This window comes from Streptomyces sp. NPDC057137, assembly GCF_042670825.1.
Taxonomy (GTDB): Bacteria; Actinomycetota; Actinomycetes; order Streptomycetales; family Streptomycetaceae; genus Streptomyces.
On sequence record NZ_JBHUUW010000002.1, the window covers coordinates 108,083 to 131,269 of the forward strand.

Annotated in this window: 14 protein-coding genes; 4 read left to right on the forward strand and 10 right to left on the reverse strand. The window is 71.1% G+C overall.

Annotated elements, in window-relative coordinates; translation table 11 throughout:
- The first annotated feature begins 792 nt into the window (after window positions 1-792).
- Entirely contained in the window at window positions 793-2,736 is a 1,944-nt protein-coding gene (locus tag ACFT9I_RS03060) for a hypothetical protein (RefSeq protein ID WP_382559872.1), read from the forward strand.
- A gap of 22 nt (window positions 2,737-2,758) precedes the next feature.
- On the opposite strand, the gene ACFT9I_RS03065 is transcribed toward ACFT9I_RS03060, so the two are convergent.
- Window positions 2,759-3,211: a hypothetical protein gene (locus ACFT9I_RS03065; protein ID WP_382559875.1), complete on the reverse strand. Its 453-nt coding sequence runs from the start codon at window positions 3,209-3,211 to the stop codon at window positions 2,759-2,761.
- Between the two features lie 52 nt (window positions 3,212-3,263).
- Here ACFT9I_RS03065 and ACFT9I_RS03070 point away from each other — a divergent pair, with 52 nt between their 5' ends.
- Window positions 3,264-3,998 carry a TetR/AcrR family transcriptional regulator gene (locus ACFT9I_RS03070; RefSeq protein WP_382559878.1) on the forward strand — a complete coding sequence of 245 codons (735 nt, stop codon included), beginning with the start codon at window positions 3,264-3,266 and terminating at the stop codon, window positions 3,996-3,998.
- A 52-nt stretch (window positions 3,999-4,050) separates the two neighbouring features.
- Here ACFT9I_RS03070 and ACFT9I_RS03075 read toward each other — a convergent pair whose 3' ends face one another.
- The 9 genes from ACFT9I_RS03075 to ACFT9I_RS03115 all read right to left on the reverse strand — a co-directional run bounded on the left by ACFT9I_RS03075 (window position 4,051) and on the right by ACFT9I_RS03115 (window position 20,502).
- Window positions 4,051-4,695: a DUF4230 domain-containing protein gene (locus ACFT9I_RS03075; RefSeq protein WP_382559880.1), complete on the reverse strand. Its 645-nt coding sequence runs from the start codon at window positions 4,693-4,695 to the stop codon at window positions 4,051-4,053.
- A gap of 183 nt (window positions 4,696-4,878) precedes the next feature.
- Window positions 4,879-6,915, reverse strand: coding sequence for an ATP-binding protein (locus tag ACFT9I_RS03080; protein WP_382560239.1), 2,037 nt, complete (start codon window positions 6,913-6,915; stop codon window positions 4,879-4,881).
- Between the two features lie 109 nt (window positions 6,916-7,024).
- Entirely contained in the window at window positions 7,025-12,367 is a 5,343-nt protein-coding gene (gene pulA, locus ACFT9I_RS03085; protein ID WP_382559883.1) for a pullulanase-type alpha-1,6-glucosidase, read from the reverse strand.
- Between the two features lie 136 nt (window positions 12,368-12,503).
- Window positions 12,504-14,210 carry a carbohydrate-binding module family 20 domain-containing protein gene (locus tag ACFT9I_RS03090; protein ID WP_382559885.1) on the reverse strand — a complete coding sequence of 569 codons (1,707 nt, stop codon included), beginning with the start codon at window positions 14,208-14,210 and terminating at the stop codon, window positions 12,504-12,506.
- Between the two features lie 247 nt (window positions 14,211-14,457).
- Window positions 14,458-15,534 carry a LacI family DNA-binding transcriptional regulator gene (locus tag ACFT9I_RS03095; RefSeq protein ID WP_382559887.1) on the reverse strand — a complete coding sequence of 359 codons (1,077 nt, stop codon included), beginning with the start codon at window positions 15,532-15,534 and terminating at the stop codon, window positions 14,458-14,460.
- Entirely contained in the window at window positions 15,519-17,195 is a 1,677-nt protein-coding gene (locus ACFT9I_RS03100) for a glycoside hydrolase family 13 protein (protein WP_382559889.1), read from the reverse strand. The genes ACFT9I_RS03095 and ACFT9I_RS03100 overlap by 16 nt, the downstream gene beginning before the upstream one ends.
- Window positions 17,196-17,307: 112 nt before the next feature.
- Window positions 17,308-18,186 (reverse strand): sugar ABC transporter permease, encoded by an 879-nt coding sequence (locus tag ACFT9I_RS03105; RefSeq protein WP_382559892.1) that lies wholly within the window; start codon window positions 18,184-18,186, stop codon window positions 17,308-17,310.
- A complete protein-coding gene (locus ACFT9I_RS03110) occupies window positions 18,183-19,196 on the reverse strand; it encodes a carbohydrate ABC transporter permease (RefSeq protein ID WP_382559895.1) in 1,014 nt (337 codons plus the stop codon). Before ACFT9I_RS03110 ends, ACFT9I_RS03105 begins: the two co-directional genes overlap by 4 nt.
- Window positions 19,197-19,230: 34 nt before the next feature.
- The gene (locus ACFT9I_RS03115; RefSeq protein WP_382559898.1) at window positions 19,231-20,502 is read right to left on the reverse strand and encodes an extracellular solute-binding protein; all 1,272 of its coding nucleotides are present in this window, start codon (window positions 20,500-20,502) and stop codon (window positions 19,231-19,233) included.
- Between the two features lie 382 nt (window positions 20,503-20,884).
- Here ACFT9I_RS03115 and ACFT9I_RS03120 point away from each other — a divergent pair, with 382 nt between their 5' ends.
- Window positions 20,885-21,964 (forward strand): LacI family DNA-binding transcriptional regulator, encoded by a 1,080-nt coding sequence (locus ACFT9I_RS03120; protein WP_382559901.1) that lies wholly within the window; start codon window positions 20,885-20,887, stop codon window positions 21,962-21,964.
- Between the two features lie 74 nt (window positions 21,965-22,038).
- On the forward strand, window positions 22,039-23,133 hold the full coding sequence (locus ACFT9I_RS03125; RefSeq protein ID WP_382559904.1) for a phosphatase PAP2 family protein: 1,095 nt from the start codon (window positions 22,039-22,041) through the stop codon (window positions 23,131-23,133).
- Window positions 23,134-23,187: the final 54 nt, after the last annotated feature.

The following is a 23,187-nucleotide window of genomic DNA, read 5'->3' on the forward strand; positions in this document are numbered from 1 at the left end:
GCCCGGGGGTGGGTGGCATCGCGGCGCGTGCGCCCGCGTGAGCCGCCGACGACAACGTCGCGAACGTGCCTGTCGCGTCGGGCGACACGCCCCGGCAGACCCGCCCCAAAGGGTGCCTGGCCGGCCGGCGCGGAGGCGCGCGGCGTCGCAGGGCGCGGCCACGCGCGCGTGCGCGGCCGACGACCACGCCGTGAACGTGCCTGTCGCGTCGGGCGACACGCCCCGGCAGACCCGCCCCAGGGCGTGTCCGGCAAGTAGCCCCGTCTGCCGGTGGGCGGGCCGGGGGGCGGCGTCGCGGCGCGTGCGCCCGCGTGAGCGGCCGACCACAACGTCGTGAACTTGCCTGTCGCCTCGCGCGAGTGCCCCGGCAGACCCGCCCCCAGGGCGTGTCCGGCGGGCCGGCGCGGAGGCGAGCGGCGTCGCGAAGCGCGTGCCACGCGCGCGTGCGCGGCCGACGACAACGCCGTGAACGCGCCTGTCGCCTCGCGCGAGTGCCCCGGCAGACCCGCTCCAAGGGGTGTCCGCCGCCCGCAGGGCGGGGCTCGCGCCCGCCACGGAGCGGCTGTTGTCACGTCGCCTCGCGATGCCTCGCGAGGCGACGGCCCGGCGTGGCGGACGACCCGGCCCTACGTGGTCCAGGCGTCACGGGCGGGGCGTCGTCCCGCCGGGACGCCCCAGGGCCCGGCAGGGACTCCGGCCGCGGGCGTGAAGGCGCCCGTGTGACAAGGGAGTTGTGGGCGTCGGGCCGTGCCGTTGGGGTGACCATCCGACGAATCGCTCGTTCTGCTGAACGTGCCCCCACCCGACGCCGCCACGGCCACCGCGCCCGCCTCCGCCCCCGCCCCCATCGACGTGGAGCAGGCCGAGGCCGCCCTCGTCGAGCACTACCCGCGGCTGGTGCGGATCGCCTATCTCGTGCTGCCTCCCGCCCTTGGCCGCAACCGCCGCGTGCTGACCGCCCACGCCGTCGTCCAGCGCTCGCTGCCGCGCAACCGCACGGCGGCGACGCCGGACGACGGATACGCCTACGTACGAGGCCGGGTGCTGCGGCAGGCGCTCGACGCGGGGCGGTCGCTGCGCCGCGCGGCGTGGCCCCGGCGGGCCCAACTGCCGCCGTTGCTGCCGCACGTGTGGGGCCTGCGGCTGTTCCCGCGCTCCGGCGGCGCCGACGAACTCGCCCTCGACCAGCGTCTGTCGGGCCTCTCCGGCGGCGCCAGGGCCGCCTTCGTACTGAGGGGGCTGGAAGGGCTGCCCGACAGGGACGTACGCCGGCTGCTCACCGCCGCCGGGGTCGAGGACCCGCACGCGGCGCTCCTGGAGGCCGACGGCATCGGTACGGAGGGCGTGGCGCTGCTGGAGTCCCCCGAGTACGACCCCTGTTCGCTCCAGGCCCGCCCCACCGATCTGCTGCGCCGGCGCCAGCACGCGCGCGCCGCGGTCGCGGGTGTCGCCGCCGTGGCCGTATGCGGCGCGCTGCTCGGGCTGCCCGGCGACGGCTGGGGCGCGAACGGCGCCGCCGCCCCGTCGTACGCGCGCAACTCGGCGGCGGAGGCGGCTCTGGACCCGGCCAAGGTGCACCGCGTCCCGGAGAACGCGTGGCGGGCCTCGGCCCGTACGGACTTCTCCGTGTGGCCCACGCGCGGCGCGCTGGCCGACGACCGGCCGCTGCTGCGGCGGGCGCTGGCGGTGTGGGCCAGACCGGGATCGTCGGTACGGGTCTCCTCGACCCCGGCCACACCGGTGGGGCCGCCGATGGGGCCGGCGCAGCTGCTGTACGCGGGCGAGGTCGACCGGGCGCGGGTGGTGCTGCTGTACGACGGGCTGCGGATCGCCCGGTACGCGGAACCCCGCACCGGCACGGGTTCCGTGGCACTGGACTTCGCCCGGGTCGACGGGGCGTCGGCGGACACCGCGCCCGGCGCGCCCCCGGCCACGTACGCGCTGGTCGCCGGGCGCACGGACGGCAACGTGCGCTATCTGACGGCGCCCTGGGTGGGCGCGACGGCCGTACGCGATCTGCTCGACCCGACCGGTGACGCGCGGCCCCTGCGGCGCGGCGCGGACGGCGTGACGGATCCGCTGCCGACGCCGGGGGCGACGCGGGAGTGCGGGGCGTGGGACGTGCTGGAGGTGGCGGAGAGCGGCGGCGGCGGAGACGGCGCCGTGAGGCTGCTGTCCGACCTGGGCGAACTGACGCCCGCCCGGCTGACGTCGGGCCCGCCATCGGCCCCCTCGGACGTGTCGGGCGGCGCGGCGCGCGCCGCCTGGGCCCGTACGGCGTGCCTGCTGCCCGCGGTGCGCTCGCACGGCGTGCGGACGGTGAACTCCTGGCAGTACGCGAGCCAGAGCCTGCCCGAGTCCAACGGCGACGCGCGGTGGGTGTGCACCCGCGCGGAGACGTGGCGGGGCACGGAGAGCAGGGTGCTGGCGCAGTTCCAGCCGCCGTCGGCGAAGGCCGGGGCGCCGAAGACCGGGGCGATCGCGGCGCGCGCCGCGAACTCGTCGGCGTGCGGCGTACGGGAGCCGAGGGTGCTGGCGGGCGTGCTGTGGAAGTCGCGGGGCGGCCGGTGGTACGTACTGGCCGCCGGCAGCGACGAGTTCCGCTCCGTCCGTGCGACGGGCGGCGTGACGGGCGACGCGCGGGGGCGGGTGCTCGCGGCACCGGCGAAGCCCGGTGACCGGGCGGAGCTGGACGGGCGGCTGGCGGACGGCACCCGGGTGGGCGCGCTGCGGTGACGGGCGGGCCGCCCCCGGCCGGTCAGGGCAGGAGCAGCCAGTCCGTGGCGAGCGTCCCCGCGAGGCCGAAGCCGAGCACCCAGGTGGCGAGGCGGGTACGGCCGTTCCTGCTGAGTTCGATGACGACGCCGCAGAGGATCATCGCGAATCCGTAGAGGCCGACGACGAGGACGGAGCTGCGGTTGGCGAGGCGTACGGCCAACAGGGCGGCCATGGTGACCAGAAGCACCGAGGCGACGACGACGCGGATGCGGCGGGCCTGGCGTGGCGTGAGGGCACTGTCGTCGTGGCCGTCGTCAGGCTCGTCGTGGCCGTCGGCGCCGCTGTCGTCGAGGTCGTCCGTGCCGTTGTCGGCGGGGTCGTCGGCGGGGTCGTCGGCGACGGCCGGGAGGTCGGCCGTCAACTCCCCCTTCGCCCCGGACACCGGCCCCGGTTCCGGCGTTTCGGTGACCTCTTCCTGGTCAGATGCGCTCATGGTCGGCGAGCGTAACCGACAGGCCGCGGCCACCGACGGTTAGGCTGTTCATATGACGACCGGGGTGCGACGCAGAATGGGCGTCGAAGAACGACGGCAACAACTGATCGGTGTCGCGCTGGAACTGTTCAGCCACCGCTCGCCCGATCACGTCTCCATCGACGAGATCGCGGCGGCCGCCGGCATCTCCCGGCCGCTGGTCTACCACTACTTCCCGGGCAAGCAGTCGCTGTACGAGGCCGCGTTGCGGCGGGCCGCCGACGAGTTGGCCGAGCGCTTCGTCGAACCGCGCGAAGGGCCGCTCGGCGCCCGGCTGCTGCGTGTCATGACGCGCTTCTTCGACTTCGTCGACGAGCACGGCCCCGGCTTCTTCGCATTGATGCGGGGCGGTCCGGCCGTGGGTTCGTCCAGGGCCAACGCCATGATCGACGAGGTGCGGCAGGCCGCGTACGAGCAGATCCTGTCCCATCTCTCCATCCAGTCGCCGCCGCCCCGGCTGGAGCTGGTCGTGCGCTCCTGGGTGTCGCTCGCCGAGTCGACGGCGCTGCTGTGGCTGGACGGCCGCCGGATCCCGCGCGGCGACCTGGAGTTGCAGCTGGTGCACGACTTCGCCGCGCTGGCCGCGGTGAGCGCGGCGTACGACGACGAGATGGCACGGATCCTGCTGCCGGTCCTCGCCGACGAGCCGCCGGGCGGCCCGTTCGGCGATCTGGTGGCCCGCCTGACGGCTCTGGCGGCGACACTGCCGGCCGCGACGCTGCCGCTGCCCGCCCCGCGTACGGCATAGGACGGCGTGGGACGGCATACGGCGTAGGGGACGCGGGGACAGATGGGCCCGGTCAGCCCGCCGTCCCGTAGACGACCGTCACTTCCTTGAAGCCGAGGGAGGTGAGCAGCCCTTGCAGCATGCTGGTGGTGTTCTTCTCGGCGCGTGTGGTCAGTCCGCTGTCCTTGGCGGCGTCCTGGATGTGCTTGGCGGCGAGCTTGTTGACGGCGCGCTCGTCGGCCGGATTGTCGGAGAAGAAGTCACCGAGCCGGTCGAACAGCCCGCGCTGCTTGGACACGGCGTACGACCGGTCGGCGTCCAGCGTGGCCTTGCCCAGCTGGGCGTGCGGCAGCCGCAGCGTCGCGGTGGTGCGTTCCTTGTTGACCTGGACGTTCTTGTCGCCGATCCCGCCGAGATCCACGTACGACCCGACGCTGCCGGCCCCCACGTAGAGCGTGCGGCTCCCCTTGATGGTGTCGGGGAGGTACTTGGCGTCCTTCTCCAGATCCACCACCACCTGGAAGTTCCCGGACGCCGCCTGGTACCGGCTGAGGTCCTGGATGGACTTGAGAAGGGTCGGTCCGGTCCGGTCGTTCGTCTCCTCACCGAAGACGTCGTCGAATCCGGGCACGAGGTCGAGCCGGCTGCCGATGCCGAGCAGCACGACAAGCACCACGAGCCCGACGGGCAGCTTGACCCACCAGGGCGCCCTCGACACGCGCGAGACGCGTGTCCTGCCCTGACTCTGTGCGGGTTCTGGCTCTGGTTTCACGTCGGTGGACGTCATACCTACCGGGTTACCCGTCCGGCGGGGTTCACGCCACGACGAAGCCTGCAACAAGTTCGGGCAACTCCCGCGCATGAAAGCAGCGTTGGCGGTCCCGCCACGGTCCCGCCCCGGTCACGGCATCGGCCCCCGCAGCGCCCGCGCCAGACCGTTCGCCCTGTCCTCCGCGAGGCCCCGGCCGAACGCCGTCTCGTACGCCGGGTCGCCCACCGACTCGCGCGCGCTGCGTTCGCACTCCGCGCGGACCGCCGCCAGTTCCGGCGTGCCGCGCTGAGGGTGGCCGACCATGCGCCAGTAGGCCTGGCCCGTGCCGTAGACATGGGCCGCCCGTTCGCCGTCGCCCTGGGCGGCGACCGCCGCCGCCAGGAGGTCGAGGCCCAGCGCGATGCCGAAGCTGTCGCGCAGTTGGTGTTTGCCCGCGAGCATCGAGCGGGCGTGGATCTCCGCCGCGTGCGCGTGGCCGCTCAGCAGATGGACCAGGGAGAGCTGGTAGTCGGCGTACGAGCGGGTCCAGCATTCGCCCCGTTCCGCGCACTCCTCGCGGAGGGCCGCCGCCTCCCTGCCCGCCTCTTCGAGCCGGCCGAGACCGGTGAGGGCGAAGACACGGACGAGGCGGCAGCGGAGTTGGGAGGGGTAGGAGAAGCCGTCGCCCCCGACGGCGCTCAGCGCGCGGTCGGACACCGTGTGGCCGGCCTGCGCGCGGCCCATCATCAGTGAGGTGAGGCCGAGGAGGTACGCCGCCGAGAGCATGGACTCGGGGTCCTTGTCCTGCCAGGCGGCCATGCTGCATCGTTCGCCGAAGCGGTGCGCGGCCTCGTGGTCGCCCTGGAGCATGACGGTCAGGCCCAGCGCCCACATCGTGCGGGTCCGGTCCGGTCCGGGCGCGTGGTGGGCGGTGAGGGTGCGTTCCAGATAGATCCTGGCCTCGTGGAGGTGGCCGCAGCAGGTCCAGAAGAAGCCGACCCGGCCCGCCATCTCCTGGGCCGCCGCCGGGTCCGTGGCGAGGAAGTGGTCGAGGGCGTCGCACAGGTCGGAGTGGCTGTCGGCGATCCTGCCGTACCAGGCGATCTGGTCCCGGCCGAGCCATCCGGCGTGTGCCTCCCGGACGAGCGCGGAGAAGTGCGTGGCGTGGCGGTCGGCGAGTACGCGCTCCTCGCCGAGTTCGGCCAGCCACAGGGCGCCGTACTCGCGGAGGGTGTCGAGCATCCGGTAGCGGGTGCCGTCGCGCCGGAGCACGGAGCGGTCGGCGAGGCCCGTGAGGGCGCGCGTGACATCGTCGGGGTCGAGCGGTCCGCCGGCGCAGACGGCCCGCGCGTCAGCCTCCTCGATGTCGCCGCTGAAGACGGAGAGTCTGGCCCACAGCAGCCGTTCCAGCGGCGCGCACAGTTCGTGGCTCCAGCCGATGGCGGTGCGCAGCGCGCGGTGGCGCCGGGGCCAGGCGGTCTGGTCGGTGAGGACGTCGAGGCGGGAGGTGAGCCGTTCGGCGATCTCCTGGACGCTGTTCTCGCCGAGGCGCGCGCAGGCGAGTTCGAGGGCGAGCGGGATGCCTTCGAGGCGGCGGCAGATCTCGTCGGCGGCGGCCGCGACGGCCGGTTCGTCGAGGGAGACGCCGGGCGCGGCCGTCGCGGCGCGGTCGCGGAAGAGGGCGAGCGCCAGGCCCTTCTCGTCGTCGCCGTCGAGCGGCAGGGGTGCCACCTCGACACGTTCCTCGGCGGGGGTGCCGAGCGGCTGTCGGCTGGTGGCGAGGACGGTGAGGCCGGGTGCGCCGGTGAGGAGTTCGCCGGTGAGCCGGGCGCAGGCGTTCACCAGCCGTTCGCAGCAGTCGAGTACGAGCAGCAGCCGCTTGTCGGCGAGCCATTCGCTGAGTGCTTCGACGGGCATCCGCAGGGTGTGGTCGGCGAGTCCGACCGCGTCGGAGACGGTGATGAGGAGCAGTCGGTCGTCGGCGAGCGGCGAGAGGTCGACCCACCACACGCCGTCGGGGTACCGCTCGACGGCCCGGCCGGCGGCGCGCAGCGCCAGTCTGCTCTTGCCCACGCCACCGGGGCCGGTGAGCGTGGTCAACCGGTGTGTCTGTAAGGCGCGTTCGACTTCCGCCAGCTCGCTCGTGCGTCCTACGAAGCTGGTCGTCTCGTCGGGAAGATGTCCCACCACGGGGACAGTCTGGCCCAGTTGGGGACCAGGACTGCCACCCATGGTGAGAATCAGTCAGAAAGGGACCTGTTTGATCGCTGTCGCGGCGGGCCCGTGCCGGAGCCTGTCACCCGTCGGCCCGGAACACCGCCACCGTCCGGCCCGGCACCGCGAAGGTGCCCGAACTCGCCTCGTACGACGCCTTCTTGACCGTCGCGTCCGAGCCGCCGGCCTGCACCGGATGCAGCTCGTACGGCCGGTCGGCGAGCGCCGCGATCCGCTGCCGCGACGTGTCCGGGGTCGCGTTGAAGACCACCACCAGCTCCCCGAGGCGCATCGTGATGACGCCCGGAGTCTCGTCGGGGCCGGACAGCGGGAAGGAGAGCGCGGACTGGACGGCGCCGGTGGAGGAGAGACGGAAAGCCGCCTCCGTGGTACGGATCTTCAGCAGATCCTGGTACGCGGCGGAGGCGCCGGTGATCTCCGGGCAGCCGGGGGTGATGCCGGGCGTCCCCAACAGGGGTTTGGCGTACGGCCACTTGTCCTCGTTGTCGGCGGCGGGCGGCAGACCGCGCCCGAAGCCGTTGCCGTCCCGGCAGTCCCAGTTGATGGCGTTGAACCAGTCGCCGCTGTCGTACGAGTTGCGGTCCAGCGACTTGGAGCGGAGCAGGTCCGTGCCGGCCTGGGAGAGCGAGGGACCCTGGGTGAGCGCCGCCGTCGCCATGGCGAGCACCTGCGCCCTGGCCCGGTCGGCGGCCGGTGTGGTGCGCGGGAGCTTGAACGCCAGGGTGTCGTAGAGGCTTTCGTTGTCGTGCGCGTCCGCGTAGGCGAGCGCGTCGCCGGGCGCGGCGGCGTAGCCGGCCGGGGCTCCGTTGTAGTCGACCTCGGAGCCCTTGACGGTGCGGCCCGCGGTGTCGGTGAAGGAGTAGTCGGCGAGATTGCCGGTGAGTCCGACCTTGATCAGGTCCTGGTAGTGCAGCAGCCTCGCCCGCTGTTCGGCCGGAGTGCCGTTCGCCGCCGAGGAGTTGGGGTCGGTGTAGAGCCCCGTCGCGAAGCCCTGGACCCCGGGGTCCTCGTCGAAGGGGCCGCCGCCGCGTACCGCGTCGCGGGCCCGGTCGGAGAAGGTCGCGATCCCGGTGCCGGCCATGTTCCGCTGTGTGGCCTGGACGAAGCGGGCGTCACCCGCGATCTCGCCGAAGTCCCAGCCCTCGCCGTAGAGGACGATCGCTTTCCCGTCGACGCCGTCCTTGGCCACGGTCAGCGCGTCCAACGCCTTTCGTACGGCGAGGATGTTGGCCTTGGGGTGATGGCCCATCAGGTCGAAGCGGAAGCCGTCGACCTTGTACTCCTTCGCCCAGGTGACGAGCGAGTCCACCACGATCTTGCCCATCATGGCGTTCTCGGGCGCGGTGTTGGCGCAGCAGGTGGATGTCGCCACGGTGCCGTCGTCGAGGAGCCGCTGGTAGTAGCCGGGCACGATCCGGTCGAGTACGGACTTGGGGTCCTGGCCGCTCGCCACGGTGTGGTTGTAGACGACGTCCATCACGGTGCGCAGGCCGCTGCCGTTGATGCCCTGCACCATCCGCCGGAACTCCACGGTGCGCTTGGTGCCTTCGGGGTCACTGGCGTAGGAACCCTCGGGCACCGTGTAGTGCAGCGGGTCGTAGCCCCAGTTGAAGCCGTCCTTCGCCGCCGCCTTCGCGACGCACGCCTGCTGCTCGTCGGAGTCGGGGGCGTACACGGACAGGTCACAGGCCGGCTGCTGCTGGTCGGAGGGCTTCTCCGGGATGGTGCCGATGTCGAAGGCCGGCAGCAGATGGACGTAGGACGTTCCCGCGTCGGCCAGTTGGGCGAGGTGCTTCATGCCCTGGGACCCGGTGTCGGTGAAGGCCAGATAGCGGCCGGGGTGGTCCGAGGTGCGGTCCGCGATCGAGAAGTCGCGGACGTGCAGCTCCTGGATCTGCGCGTCGCGCATCGGGACGGCCGCAGGCTTCTTCAGCGTCGACCAGCCCTTGGGGGCGAGCTTCGGGTCGGTCAGGTCGACGGCGAGGCTGCGCGCCGAGTCGGTGGTCAGGGCTGTCGAGTACGGGTCGGTGACCTTGTTGGTGACCATCTTGCCGACGCTGGGTGCCCAGACGTCGACCACGTACCGGTACGGCTTGCCCGTCCAGTCGCGGCCACCCTGCACGGACCACACACCGCTGCGGTCGTCGCGCCGCATCGGCACGCTCCTGCCGTCGAGTTCGAGCGCGACCCGCTCGGCGGTGGGCGCCCACACCGACAGGGTGGGACGGCCGTCCCGGAAGACGGGCCCGAGCGAGGCGCGGGTCGCGTCGGCGGCGTACAGGTCGTCCAGAACCCCCGGAATCTGTACGCCCGTCGCGTCGAGCAGCGCCCCGTTGGCCGCCCGCTGCGTCGCGATGAGCTGGCCCCGCAGCGACTCCTTCACCCTGTCCCGGTCGCGCGGGTCGACGGTGAAGGCCGGAAAGTCCTTCAGATGGGGGTACGTGGCCTTCTGCGCGTCGGTCAGCGTCCCCGGGGCGAGCCGCAGCCACTGCCCCTCCTTGGACAGCGCGCCGTTCTCGACGGTGATGCCGCCGTCGGGCGCATGGACGAGCTGCTGGCTGGTGGCCTCGGTGGCCTTCACCTTCCACACGACGGTGTCGCGGTCGATCCACTGCGCCTCGGCCTTGCCGAGATCCGGCGTGGGTACGGCGCCGGCGGTCGGCAGCAGATACTTCGGCCGGCCGCCGAGCATCCAGACCTCGTTGCCGTACGTCGCCAGGTCGAGCGACTGGTCGGACGGCAGGTCCTTCTCGTCGCCCTTGTGCAGGATGTAGCTGAGCGACGTGGCGCCCTCGGCGAGCGGCACCTCGTACGTCACGCCGTACGCGTCCTCCTTCACCGGCAGCAGCGGCTTCGCCCAGTCGGTCGGGTCCTTGGCGCCGGTCCAGGTGTGCAGGCCCCAGCCGTCGTAATCACCGTCGGCCCGCTGGTAGTGCAGGACGGCCTTGGTCTTGTCCTGCGGCGGATAGGCGCCGTCGGGCGCCTGCTCGCTCTGACCGTCGGCGCCCTCCTCGATCCAGACCTCGCCGGTCCTGGCGAGGTCGACGGTGCGCTCGGGGCCGTCCGGCGTCCCGTCCTTGACGACGGTGTACGGGACGGCCGCCGCGCCCTCGGCGACATCGACCCACGCGAACGCGCCGTACGCGTCGCGCCCGGTGAACTCGGCCGTCTTGTCACCGGACTTGAGCTGCCAGCCGTCGTACTTCCCGTCGGGGCGCTTGTAGTGCACGATCGCGTGGTCGCGCTCGACCGCTGTGGGCGGTTCGGGCGCGGGCGCCTGCCCGGCGGTGGACGAGGCGAGGTCCGAGGCGGTACGGCCCCGGCTGTCGATCACAACCGCCTTGTAGCGCAGGGGTGTTCCGGCGGCCACGTCGGTGTCCAGCTGCTGGGTGACCTTGTACGGGGCGTGGTCGGCGCTGCCGAGGGTGCGCCACTTGCCGTTGCCGATCTGGGCGGCGAAGACGACGCGGTTGAGCTGTCCGCCGTCGACGTCCGCGCCGATCTCCACGGTGCCGGTGGCACCCGCCTGCGGGGCGGTGAGGGTGATCGACGGCTCGGCGGCGGGCGGCGCGAGCGGTTCGGCGGCCTTCAGGACGAGCGACGACAGCGCCGGGACGGTGACCTTGATCTTCGCGTCGGCCCCGCTGCGTACGGTGTTGCCCGTGCCCGAACCGCCGTACAGCGTACGGAAGTCGGCGCGCGCCGACCCGGTCGGCACCTCCACGGTCTCCGGCGTCGCGGCGTTGTTCACGGCGACGACGTACTCGTTCTTCTTCCGCGCGTCGGTGCGGGAGAACGCGTACACCGAGTCCGCCGCGTACCGCTCGGTCTGTACGCCGTCCCGCAGGGCCGGGTGGCTCTTGGTGAGCTTCGACAGCTCGGCGATGGACCGGTAGATCGGGTGCGTGGGGTCGTACGCGTCGGAGGCGTGCGTCCGGTCGGTGCCGAGCTGGTCGTCGTCCAGATAGTCGGGGGTCGCGGAGGCGAAGAGGCTCTGGCGGGCGTCCTTGTCGCCGCCGGGGCCGGTGAAGCCCTGCTCGTCGCCGTAGTAGATCACCGGATTGCCGCGCGAGAAGAACATCAGCTCGTTGGCGAGGCGGGCGCGCTTCACCAGCTCGGCGTCACCGGCCCCGGGGTTGTCCTGCTTGAGGAAGGTGCCGATGCGGCCCATGTCGTGGTTGCCGAGGAAGGACACCTGCTCGTAGGCGTTGGCCTTGTCGGTGGTGTAGCGGTAGTCCTCGCCGAAGACGTCTCCGAGCCGTTCGGCGGACGCGCCCTGCGAGGCGTACGCGCGCGCCGCGTCCTGGAAGGGGAAGTCCAGTGTGGAGTCGAGCCGCCCGCGCGTCACATAGGGCGAGGTGACGGCGGGGTCGGCGGAGTAGACCTCGCCGAACATGAAGAAGTCGTCCCGGCCCTGCTTGGCCGCGTAGGCGTCGAGCGCGGTGGCCCACCGGGTCCAGAAGTCCAGGTCGACGTGTTTGACGGTGTCGATGCGGAAGCCGTCGATGTCGAAGTCGCGGACCCACTTCTGGTAGATCTCCGCCATCCCTCTCACGACCTCGGGCCGTTCGGTCCACAGGTCGTCGAGTCCGGAGAAGTCGCCGTACTCGGAGCTCTCCCCGGCGAACGTCGAATCACCGCGATTGTGGTACATCGTCGGGTCGTTGAGCCAGGACGGGACCTTCTTCTCGCCCGCCTTCGGGGCGGGTGTGTACGGGAACGCGTCCGCGTCGACCCGGCCGACGCCCTCGCGGTCGTCGAAGGGGCGGCCGTCCTTGTCGAGGTACGGATAGGCGCCCTTGGGGCGGTAGTTGTACGTCTTCTCCGCGTAGTCGACGGTGTCGGCGGTGTGGTTGGTGATGACGTCGAAGAAGACCTTCATGCCCTTGTCATGGGCCTTGTCGATCAGCTTCTCCAGCTCGGCGTTGGTGCCGAAGTGCGGGTCGACCTGGGTGAAGTCGGTGATCCAGTAGCCGTGGTAGCCGGCCGACATGTCGTCGCCGGTGCCCTGCACCGGCTTGTTCTTGAAGATCGGCGCCATCCAGATGGCGGTGGTGCCGAGGCCCTTGATGTAGTCGAGCCGATCGGTGATCCCCTTGAGGTCGCCGCCCTGGTAGAAGCCCTTGTCGGCGGGGTCGTGACCGGTCTGCGTACGCGAACCGGTCAGCCCGCCGCGGTCGTTGGACCGGTCGCCGTTGGCGAAGCGGTCGGGCAGCACGAAGTAGAACTGATCGCGCGTCAGATCGTGGCGGGCGGGCTCGTCGGCGAGCCGGGCGTCCGACGGCGGGGCCGGGGCACGGGCGGCGACGGCGGGCAGCGCGGGCACCAGGGCCGCGCACAGGGCCGCGGCCACGACGGCGACGGCCGTTCTGCGCGGGAGCGCGGGCAGGGGCGGGCGTTTCACGCGGGATCTCCTCGGGGTACGGGAGGGCCGGCCCGGCGACGGCGCGTGGGGCGTGGTGCCGGGTGCGCGTCGCCGGGGCGGCCGGATGGTGCGGGGGGGGTGCAGGGGTGCTTGGTCAAGAGGCTTCAGGGGCGGGTCAGTTGCGCCAGGTGTCGTTCAGCGTCAGTCCGCCGGAGGTGGAGTTGGGCACGGTGGCCGTGCGGTTGGCGCCGCTCTCCCACGTCACCGCGCCGGCCGCGTCCTTGCGGATGTACTTGTAGGCGAAGGACGTACCGGCGGGCAGCCGCACGTCGAGCTTCCACACCGGGTAGGCGGCCGGGTCGAGCTTGAGCGCGGCCCCGGTGTTCCAGTTGCCGAGTTCGGCGCGGTCACCGGTGACGTAGATGTTCTGGCCGAGCTGCGTCGTCGCGTTGACGCCGAACGTCACCCCGGACTGACCGGTCGGCGGGTTGCTGCCGCCCCCACCGCAGGTGCGGGCCCCGGCGTGCAGGGCGACCGCCGTGTTGGCGCCGAGTGTCGCCGTGAACTGGCCCGAGCCGTTCACGGTCACACCGTTGCCGCTCTGGACGTCGCAGTAGTCACCGGCGGGCAGCGACGTCTGGAAGGTGCGGCCGAGCGCGGAGCCGGTGTAGTTGATGGCGACGTACGCCTTGGAGCCACGCCCGAACGCGATCTGGTCGCCGCCGTTGTCCCACCAGTCGGTGACCGCCTGGCCGCGCGCCGCGTTGCGGAAGCCGACCATGGAGGAGATCTCGCGCCAGTCGTGCTGGCACTTCCAGCCGTCGGCGTAACAGGCGTTCACGGTGCCGCCGTTGGGCGGTCCGGCGTCGTGGTCGCTGAACTCGTAGCCGGAGTGCACGTCGGGCGAGCCGTACGGGTAGGCCAGCATGAACACGTTGGCCAGCGTGTAGGCGGCGCCGTTCTTGTAGTTGAGGGTGTCGCCGCCGCGCTCGGTGTCGTGGTTGTCCACGAAGACGGCGGACCTGCCGCTCTCCATGAAGCCCCAGCCCTCGCCGAAGTTCTTCAGGTTGGCCAGGTTCTCGTTGTTGAAGACCTGCTTGAGGCTTCGCCCGTACCGGAATTCCTGTACGTCTCCGGTGCCGAGGTACTCACTCGGCGACACGGCCTCGCCGCCGCCGTAGATGGCCTCCTGCTTCCAGTACACGCCCGGATTGCTCAGCCGGGACTTGATGTTGGCGAGATCGGCGGCCGGCATGTGCTTCGCCGCGTCGATCCGGAAGCCGTCCACCCCGAGCGAGAGCAGGTCGCCCAGGTACGTGGCTATTCGGCCGCGTACGTAGTCCTCGCCGGTGTCGAGGTCGGCGAGGCCGACGAGTTCGCAGTTCTGGACGTTGCCGCGGTCGCCGTAGTTGCTGATCTGCGAGCGGCAGTCGTCCATGTCGGCGCCCGAATAGATGCCGGGGTACTCGTACTTGGCGTACGACGTGCCGCCGGTGCCGGTGCCGGAGCCGGCCGACATGTGGTTGATGACGGAGTCGGCGACGACCTTCACCCCGGCGGCGTGACAGGTGTTGACCATGGACTGGAAGGCGGCGCGGTCGCCGAGCCGGCCGGCGATCTTGTAGCTGACGGGCTGGTACGAGGTCCACCACTGGCCGCCCTGGATGTGCTCCTGGGGCGGGGACACCTGGACGTAGCCGTATCCGTCGGGGCCGAGGCTGTCGGTACAGGCCTTGGCCACCGAGTCGAACCGCCACTCGAACAGGACGGCGGTGACGTCCTTCTCGCCGGGAGGCGCCGCCTGGGCGGGGCTTCCGGGCGCCACGAGGGCCGCCGCGCCTGCCACGAGGGCGAGCGCGAGGGCGGGAGCTCTGCGGGCCATGTTTCCTCCTGTGTAAGGGGAGGTGCGGGATGACGGGAGAGACCTCGCAAGGCAACACGCCCTGCCCTCAAGGCTCTTGAATTTTCTTGCTGCAAGAAAGCAAAAGCTTGTCGCGGAGCAGACCGTACGAGCCCCGTCGGTCCCGGTCAACCCCCTGGACACCACGGGGTAACACCCGGGAAATATCGGCACGATGACCTGCAAGTGCTGCCGCAAGAGATTGCGCCGCCAGGCGGCCGGTCTGTCCTCACCCGTCGGACGTGCCGCCGACGCAGCTCGCCGTCGACCCCCGTACGACCAGCTCCGGCTGGAACACATACTCCGTGCGCTGCACGGGACTTCCCGCGATCTCCTCCAGCAGCGCGCCCACCGCCGCCCCCGCCATCGCCTGCACGGGCTGCCGTACCGTCGTGAGCGGCGGGTCGGTGAAGGCGATCAGCTGCGAGTCGTCGAAGCCCACCACCGACACGTCGTACGGAACCCGCAGCCCCCGCTCGCGGGCCGCCCGCACCACGCCCAGCGCCATCATGTCGCTGCCGCAGACGATGCCCGTACAGCCCTGGTCGAGCAGCGCGCCGGCCGCCACCTGGCCGCCCTCCACGCTGAACAGCGTGCAGCACACCCGCTGTTCGGCCTCCTCGCGCGAGAGCCCCAGCGAGCCGCCCAGCGCGTCGATGAAGCCCTCGCGCTTGCGCGCCGACGGCACGTACCGCAGGGGGCCGGTCGCCAGGCCGATCCGCCGGTGCCCCAGATCGGCCAGGTGCCCGACGGCCATCCGCATGGCCGCCCGGTCGTCCAGGGACACGAACGGCGCGCTGACGCGCTCGTTGCAGCCGTTGATCATGACGAACGGCACCCCGCGGTCGATGAGCGCGGCGTAGCGCGACGGGTCCGCCGAGCTGTCCGCGTGCAGCCCCGACAGGAAGACGATGCCGCCGACGCCGCGCTCCACGAGCTGCTCGACCAGCTCGTCCTCCGTGGCCCCGCCCGGCAGTTGGGTGCACAGGACCGGTGTGTAGCCGTGCCCGGCCAGGACCTGTTCGACGGCCTGGGCGAACGCCGGGAAGATCGGGTTGATCAGCTCCGGGGTCACCAGACCGATCAGCCCGGCGCTGCGCTGCCGCAGCCGTACGGGACGCTCGTACCCGAGGATGTCGAGCGCGGCGAGCACCCGCTGGCGTGTGCTGTCCGCGACACCGGGCTTGCCGTTGAGCACCCGGCTGACCGTCGCCTCGCTGACCGATGCCTGTCCCGCGATGTCCGAGAGCCGTGGCGTACCGGCCCCGGTCGCCCTGGGGAGGGGCAGTGTCACACCGTCCACCACGCCGTGGTGTCGGCGGGCAGCTCGGCCTCGGTTCCGTCCGCGGTGACGGGTCCGCTGGCCAGCAGCAGGCTGCCGCGCACCGGGATCCGCACCGGCGCGCCGGTCGTGTTGACCGTGCAGAGGAAGCCGGGGCGCGCGAAGACGAGCACGCCTTCCGGCGCGTCCTGCCAGTCGACCGACGCCCCGGCGCCGAGCCCCGGGTGCACGCGCCGGGCGGCGATGGCCGCGCGGTACAGCTCCAGGCTGGAGCCCGCCACACCGGTCTGCGCCTCGACGCTCAGCGCGCCCCAGCCGGCCGGCTGCGGCAGCCAGCTGCCGCCGCTGCCGAAGCCGTACGACGAGCCCTCGCGGCTCCACGGGATCGGCACCCGGCAGCCGTCGCGGAAGCCGTCCTGGCCGGCCGCGCGGAAGTACGAGGGGTCCTGCCTGGCCTCGTCGGGGAGGTCGGTGACGTCGGGCAGTCCCAGCTCCTCGCCCTGGTAGAGGTAGGCGGAGCCGGGCAGGGCGAGCATCAGCAGCGTCGCCGCGCGGGCCCGGCGCAGACCGAGTTCACGGTCGCCCGCCTCCCGGAGCTGGGTGCCGAGCGAGACGGGGTGGGCGAAGCGCGTGGTGTGCCGGGTGACGTCGTGGTTGGAGAGCACCCAGGTGGTCGGGGCGCCGACGGGGCGCATCGCGGCGAGCGAGGTGTCGATGACGTCGCGGAGCGCGGCGGCGTCCCAGAAGGTGCTCAGATACTGGAAGTTGAAGGCCTGGTGCATCTCGTCGGGGCGCACGTAGTTCGCGGTGCGCTCGACGGTGGGTGTCCAGGCCTCGGCGACGGCGATCCGGTCGCCGGGGTACTCGTCGAGGATGGTGCGCCAGCTGCGGTAGATCTCGTGCACGCCGTCCTGGTCGAAGAACGGCATGATGTCGTTGCCCAGCAGCTTGACCTGGCCGTCGCTGCCGATGTCGGGCAGCCCGGCGGCCTTGACGAGGCCGTGGGCGACGTCGACGCGGAAGCCGTCGACGCCCATGTCGAGCCAGAAGCGCAGGATGGAGCGGAACTCGTCGGCGACGGCCGGGTGGTCCCAGTTGAAGTCGGGCTGCTCGGGCGCGAAGAGGTGCAGATACCACTCGCCGGGGGTGCCGTCCGGGTCGGTGGTCCTGGTCCAGGCGGGGCCGCCGAAGATGGACTCCCAGTCGTTGGGCGGGAGTTCGCCGTCCGGGCCCTTGCCGGCGCGGAAGTGGTAGCGGTCGCGCAGCGCGGATCCGGGGCCGTCCTTCAGGGCGCGGCGGAACCAGTCGTACTGGTCGGACGAGTGGTTGGGCACCACGTCCACGATGACGCGCAGGTCCAGCTCGTGCGCGTCGCGGATCAGCGCGTCGGCGTCGAGGAGCGAGCCGAACATGGGGTCGATGGCGCGGTAGTCGGCCACGTCGTAGCCCGCGTCGGCCTGCGGCGAGGCGTAGAAGGGGCTGAGCCACACGGCGTCGACACCCAGCGCGCGCAAGTACGGCAGCCGGCTCCGTACGCCTTCGAGATCGCCCATGCCGTCACCGTTGGAGTCGGCGAAGCTGCGCGGATAGACCTGGTAGATCACCGCGTCCTGCCACCAGCCGGAGCGGTGGCCCGGGGCGTCGTCGGACGTGCCGGTGGAAGGGGCAGCGAGGTGCTGGGTCATGTCGTCCCTGGGGGGTCTGGGTGGGAGCGGCGCCGGGGGCCCGGTGGGGCCGCGCGGCGCCGCTGTCACTGTCGCTGTCGTAACGGGTGGTGCGGGTTGGAATGACGCTCCGTCAGCCCTTCACGGCCCCGGCGGAGACGCCGGTCACCAGATGGCGCTGCGCGAAGAGGAAGACGATCGCCGCGGGTATCGCGATGAGCACGGACGCCGCTGTCATCGGACCCCACTGGGCGCCGTACTGGTTGACGAACTTCTGCAAACCGCCCGCGAGGGTGAGGTTCTCGTCGCCGACCATGAAGGCGGACGCGTACGCCACCTCGCCCCACGCGGTGACGAAGGAGTAGAACGCGGTCACCGCGAGCCCCGGCTTGGCGAGCGGCAGGATGAGCCGCCAGAAGGTGCCGAACGGGGTCAGCCCGTCGACCATGCCCGACTCGTCGATCTCGCGCGGGATGGTGTCGAAGAAGCCCTTCATCATCCAGGCGCAGAACGGCACGGCGATCGTGAGGTACGTGATCACCAGTCCGGCGGCCTGGTTGAGCAGGCCCAGGCTCGACATGATGTTGTACAGCGGCACGATGAGCACCGCCATCGGGAACATCTGCGTGATGAGCAGGGTCCACATCAGGCCGCGCTTGCCCGGGAAGCGGAAGCGGCTGACGGCGTAGCCGGTGGTGGCGGCGGTGAACACACCGAGCACGGTGGTGAGTCCGGCGATCAGCAGCGAGTTGCCGAACCAGGTGAGGAACGGGGTGTCGTCGAGGAGCTTGGTGTAGTTCTCGAACGTCGTCTCTTTGAAGAAGTCCGTCGTCGTGGCGTACGCGGCGGGCTTCAGCGACGTCAGCAGGACCCACAGCACGGGGAAGACGGCGATGACGGACGCCACGATCAGGGTGGCGTGCAGGCCGACGGACGCGGCCCTGGAGCGTTCGCCGCGGCGCCGTACCTTCGCGGTCGGCGGGTTCGTCTGCGTACCGGTCACGGCGGTCACCAGGTATCTCCCTGCTTGCGGAGGACTCGTTGGTAGACCACGGCGAAGATCATCAGGAGTACGAGGATCAGCACGCCCCAGGTGGACGACAGGGCGTAGTCGCGTGGGCTGATCTCGAAGGAGAACTTGTACGCCTGGGTCACCAGGATCTGGGTGGCCTCGCCGGGCCCGCCTCTGGTCAGCAGGAAGATCACCGGGAACATGTTGAACGTCCAGATGGTGCTGAGCAGGATCACGGTCGTGCTGACGGACCGCAGGCCCGGCATGGTGATGTGGCGGAAGCGCTGCCAGGGTCCCGCGCCGTCCATCTCGGCGGCCTCGTACATCTCCCCCGGGATGGACTGGAGTCCGCCGAGCAGGGCCACGAGCATGAAGGGCACGCCGAGCCAGATGTTCACGGCGATGACCGAGAACTTGGCCCAGGTCGGGTCGTTCAGCCACGGCACGGCGTCGATGCCGCCGCCGGCGAGCAGCTTGTTGAGGAAGCCGCGGTCCTCGTTGTAGAGGAAGCGCCAGGCGAAGACGGAGACGAAGCCGGGTACGGCCCACGGCAGGATGAGCATCATCCGGTAGGCGGAGCGGCCCGCGATCCGGCGGTTGAGGATGTTCGCCAGACCGAGGCCGAGGGCGAAGGTGATACCGACGCAGGAGACCGTCCACACCAGTGTCCAGCCGAGCGTGGACAGGAACTGACCGCCCGTCAGGGCGTCGGCGTAGTTGTCCAGTCCGACGAACTCGTAGGTGGCGGGCAGGTGGTTGACGCCGATGTTCCGCTCGACGTTGCGTTCGTTGGCGTCGGTCAGCGACAGATAGATGCCGCGGAGCAGCGGGTACCCGACGATCACGCCGATCACGGCCACCACGGGGGCGACCATGGCCCAGGCGTACCAGTGCGTCGAGACCGAACGGCGCAGCCCGCCGGGGGGTTTGCCAGTGCCGCGGCTCCGGCCGCGGGCGACTTCCGAGTCACCCGCGGCCTTCACCGCCGACTGGCCGGTGTGGACAGCCATCAGCCGGCCTGCCTTCCTTCCTCGCAGCGAAGTGTTACTTCCAGCCCTTGAGCAGCTTGCGGTAGGAGTCGCCGGTCGCCTCGACACCCTTCTGCGGGGTGGTCTGGCCGGTGAGGACCTTGGTGTACTCGGTCACCAGCGGGGCGAACAGGCTGCCGGTCTCCGGGATCCAGGGGCGCTCGATGGCCTTGTCGACGACGGGCTTGAAGAAGCCGACGATCTCGTTCTTCGCGACCTCCGGCCGGGAGTAGACCGACGTACGGGTCGGCAGCAGGTTCAGTTCGGTGGTGATCTTCGCCTGGGACTCGGCGGAGGACATGTACTCGACGAACGCGTAGGAGGCGTCAAGGTTCTTCGAGCCCGCGTAGACACCGAGGTTGTGGCCGCCCTGCGGGGCGCCCTGGCCGGCCGAGCCGGCGGGCACCGGGGCGACGCCCAGGTTGGTCTTGTCCTTGAACTGCGGTCCGGCGTAGGTGTCGGCGATCGCCCACGGGCCGTTGATCATCATGGCCACGTCGCCGCCCTTGAAGGCGGCCTGCATGTTCTCCCAGCCGTCGGTGGCGTCGGTCTTGGCGGCGCCGGAGTCGACCAGGTCCTTCACGACCTCCATGGCCTTGACGCCGGCCGGGCTGTCGACGGTGACGGTCTTGCCCTTGGCGTCGACCAGGTCGCCGCCCTCGCCGTAGAGGAACGACAGGAACCAGTAGGCGTCGTCGCCGCGCAAGTACATGCCGGTCTTGCCGGTCTTGTCCTTGATGGCCTTCGAGACGGTCTTCAACTCGTCGATGGTCCCCGGGACTTCGACCCCGGCGTCCTTGAACAGCTTCTTGTTGTAGAAGATGCCGAGGGAGTCGATGACCTGCGGGACCGCGTACGTCTTGCCGTCGTACTTGGTGGAGGCGGCGGCCTGCGGGACGAAGTCCTTCTCGTCCTTCAGCGCGGCCGTGCCGTCCAGCGGCGCGAGGTAGCCGAGATCGGCGAACTCGGGCGTCCAGGCGACCTCGGAGCGGATCACGTCGGGCGCGCCGGAGCCGGATCCCGCGGCGTTCTTGAACTTGTTCTGCGCCTCGCCGAACGGCACGTTGACGTACTTGACGTCGACGCCCTTGTGCTGGGCCTCGAAGTCCTCGGCGAGCTTCTTGAAGACCTTGTCCTCGCTGCCCACGGTGGAGGTGTCCCACCACGTGACCGTGCCCGAGAGCTCTCCCGAGCTGGACTTGCCGCCGGTCTCCTCGTCGCCGCCGCAGGCGGTCGCCGCGAGCGCCAGGGTCGCGACCAGGGCGGTGGCCGTTATGCCACGTCGCATCTGAACTCCTTCAACTGCCGTACCGCTCCGTCGCGGCGCCGGGTCGACGTGAAGGTAACAAGGATGAAAGAAGGCCGAAAGAGCTTGCGGAAGATTTCTGCAAGCCACCCTGATCGTTACATTCACGTGTCCGCACAGTTGCCGCAAGGGCTCTTGACGGGGAGCGCGCGAGCTGGCAAGTACGGTACGTGTCGGCCGATACCGACTCCGTGAGCGGCCGGAGCGCTCCGGCGGCGCCCTCTCGCAAGGTCTTGCAAGATTTTGCTACCGGAGTGGTTGCAAGGCGCTGCAAGGCCTCCCGCCCGGACGGCCCCGTCGGCGCCCGTGGCTGAATCCGGAACATGGTGGGCAATCCGGCACACGCCCGGTACAGTCCACTTCCATGACCGCACGGCTAGCCGATATCGCAGTCCAGGCGGGGGTCAGCGAAGCGACGGTCAGCCGCGTACTGAACGGCAAGCCGGGTGTTGCCACGGCCACCCGCGAATCCGTACTCGCCGCACTCGACGTCCTCGGCTACGAGCGCCCCGTACGGCTCCGCAGACGCAGCGCCGGCCTCGTCGGACTGATCACGCCCGAGCTGGAGAACCCCATCTTCCCGGCGCTCGCCCAGGTCATCGGCCAGGCGCTGACGCGCCAGGGCTACACGCCCGTGCTCGCCACCCAGACCCCCGGCGGCTCCACCGAGGACGAGCTGACGGAGATGCTGGTCGACCGCGGCGTCTCCGGCATCATCTTCGTCTCCGGACTGCACGCGGACACCTCGGCGGACATGCAGCGTTACGAGCAACTGCGCGCCCAGGGCGTGCCGTTCGTCCTCGTGGACGGTTTCTCGCCGAAGGTGCGGGCGCCGTTCATCTCGCCGGACGACCGGGCGGCGATGCGGCTGGCCGTGACACATCTCGTCTCGCTCGGCCACCGCAGGATCGGTCTCGCCGTGGGGCCCAAGCGGTTCGTGCCCGTCCTGCGCAAGATCGAGGGCTTCCGGGCCACCATGCGCGAGCAGCTGGAGCTGACCTCCGAGGAGACGGAGGAGCTGATCCAGCACTCCCTCTACACCCTGGAGGGCGGCCAGGCGGCGACGACGGCGCTCATCGGGCGCGGCTGCACTGCGGTGGTGTGCGCGAGCGACATGATGGCGCTGGGCGCGATCCGCGCCGCCAGGCAGCTCGGCAAGGACGTGCCGCGCGACGTGTCCGTCGTCGGTTTCGACGATTCGCCGCTCATAGCGTTCACCGATCCACCACTCACCACGATCCGCAAGCCGGTGCCGTCGATGGGCCAGGCCGCGGTCCGCACGCTGCTCGAGGAAATCGGTGGTACGCCCGCTCCGCACAGCGAGTTCGTCTTCATGCCCGAGCTGGTCGTCCGCGGTTCCACGGCCTCCGGACCGGCGCCCGGGCCCCTGGGGCGATCCCTGGGAGAAAACGGGCGGAAGTCAGGGTCGCACGCTCGTCCGTAGGGCGTAGCGCATGCGGTCAGGACCCACCCGAGGGATGATCGGTCGGAGGCGGAAATCTGGCAGACTCTCTCTCCATGGGTGATACGACCGTGAAGATTCCGGAAGGCACGACGGCCACGCCGACACCCCCCGCGGGTGCGACGGCCGACGAGTCCGGCCCGGTGTCCCGCACCGGTCGGCTGCGCCGGATGCGATCGCCACGACGCCCTCGTATCTGGTTCGAAATCCTGCTGATCGCGGTGAGTTACTGGACGTATTCACTGGTCCGTAACGCGGTACCCGAGCAGAAGACAGAGGCCCTGAAGAACGCGGACTGGATCTGGCACGCGGAGCGTTCACTGGGCCTCAACTTCGAGGAGGCCGTCAACCATGCCGTGAATTCGGTGACATGGCTGGTGGTCGGCATGAACTACTACTACGCGACGCTGCACTTCATCGTCACGATCGCCGTGCTGGTCTGGCTCTACCGCAGTCATCCGGGCCGTTACGCGGCGAGTCGGCTCATTCTCTTCGCGACCACCGCTGTGGCACTGCTCGGTTACTATCTGTATCCGCTCGCGCCGCCCCGGTTGATGAACGGGGGGAATTTCATCGACACGGTGCAGGTCCACCAGACCTGGGGGTCGATGGCCTCGGGCAACTTCAAGGCGGTGTCGAACCAGTACGCGGCGATGCCCTCGATGCACATCGGCTGGTCGCTCTGGTGCGGGCTGACCATCTTCGCGCTGGCCAAGGCGCCGTGGGTGAGGATCCTGGGGCTTCTCTACCCGACGGCCACGCTGATCGTGATCGTCGCCACCGCGAACCACTTCTGGCTGGACGCGGTGGGCGGCATGGTCTGCCTCGCGTTCGGGTTCGCCGTCTCGTACGCCTGGTACCGCGCGCTGCCGCACCAGCTGCCGCGGTACGTCGAGGACGACCGCCGCCCGAAGCGGCCGCGGTGGCTCCGCCGCCCCGGTACGTGGGGCAGGGGGGCGGCGTCGCCCGAGCCGGCCGGCCAGGCCGCCCGTACCGGACCCGCCGAACAGGCGGCGTCGACCGGACAGCCGGCGGGGAACCGCAGCGCGCCGTTCACGCGGAGTGCGACGGCTGTGCGGCGGAGTCCGCGGTCCACCTCGCGGCACAGACCGTCCCCCCGGAGCACGCCGTCCTCCCAGTCGGCTCCGTAGCTCGGCCGGCCGCGCGGATCAGCCGGCCGAGCAGGTCGGACGGCTGAGCGGATC

What these genes read in the sequence shown, in the direction of transcription:
- ACFT9I_RS03125 (WP_382559904.1), top strand. Translation starts at nt 22,039, where the DNA reads ATGGGTGATACGACCGTGAAGATTCCGGAAGGCACGACGGCCACGCCG.
- ACFT9I_RS03065 (WP_382559875.1), bottom strand. Translation starts at nt 3,211, where the DNA reads ATGAGCGCATCTGACCAGGAAGAGGTCACCGAAACGCCGGAACCGGGG.
- ACFT9I_RS03070 (WP_382559878.1), top strand. Translation starts at nt 3,264, where the DNA reads ATGACGACCGGGGTGCGACGCAGAATGGGCGTCGAAGAACGACGGCAA.
- ACFT9I_RS03115 (WP_382559898.1), bottom strand. Translation starts at nt 20,502, where the DNA reads ATGCGACGTGGCATAACGGCCACCGCCCTGGTCGCGACCCTGGCGCTC.
- ACFT9I_RS03090 (WP_382559885.1), bottom strand. Translation starts at nt 14,210, where the DNA reads ATGGCCCGCAGAGCTCCCGCCCTCGCGCTCGCCCTCGTGGCAGGCGCG.
- ACFT9I_RS03100 (WP_382559889.1), bottom strand. Translation starts at nt 17,195, where the DNA reads ATGACCCAGCACCTCGCTGCCCCTTCCACCGGCACGTCCGACGACGCC.
- ACFT9I_RS03120 (WP_382559901.1), top strand. Translation starts at nt 20,885, where the DNA reads ATGACCGCACGGCTAGCCGATATCGCAGTCCAGGCGGGGGTCAGCGAA.
- ACFT9I_RS03110 (WP_382559895.1), bottom strand. Translation starts at nt 19,196, where the DNA reads ATGGCTGTCCACACCGGCCAGTCGGCGGTGAAGGCCGCGGGTGACTCG.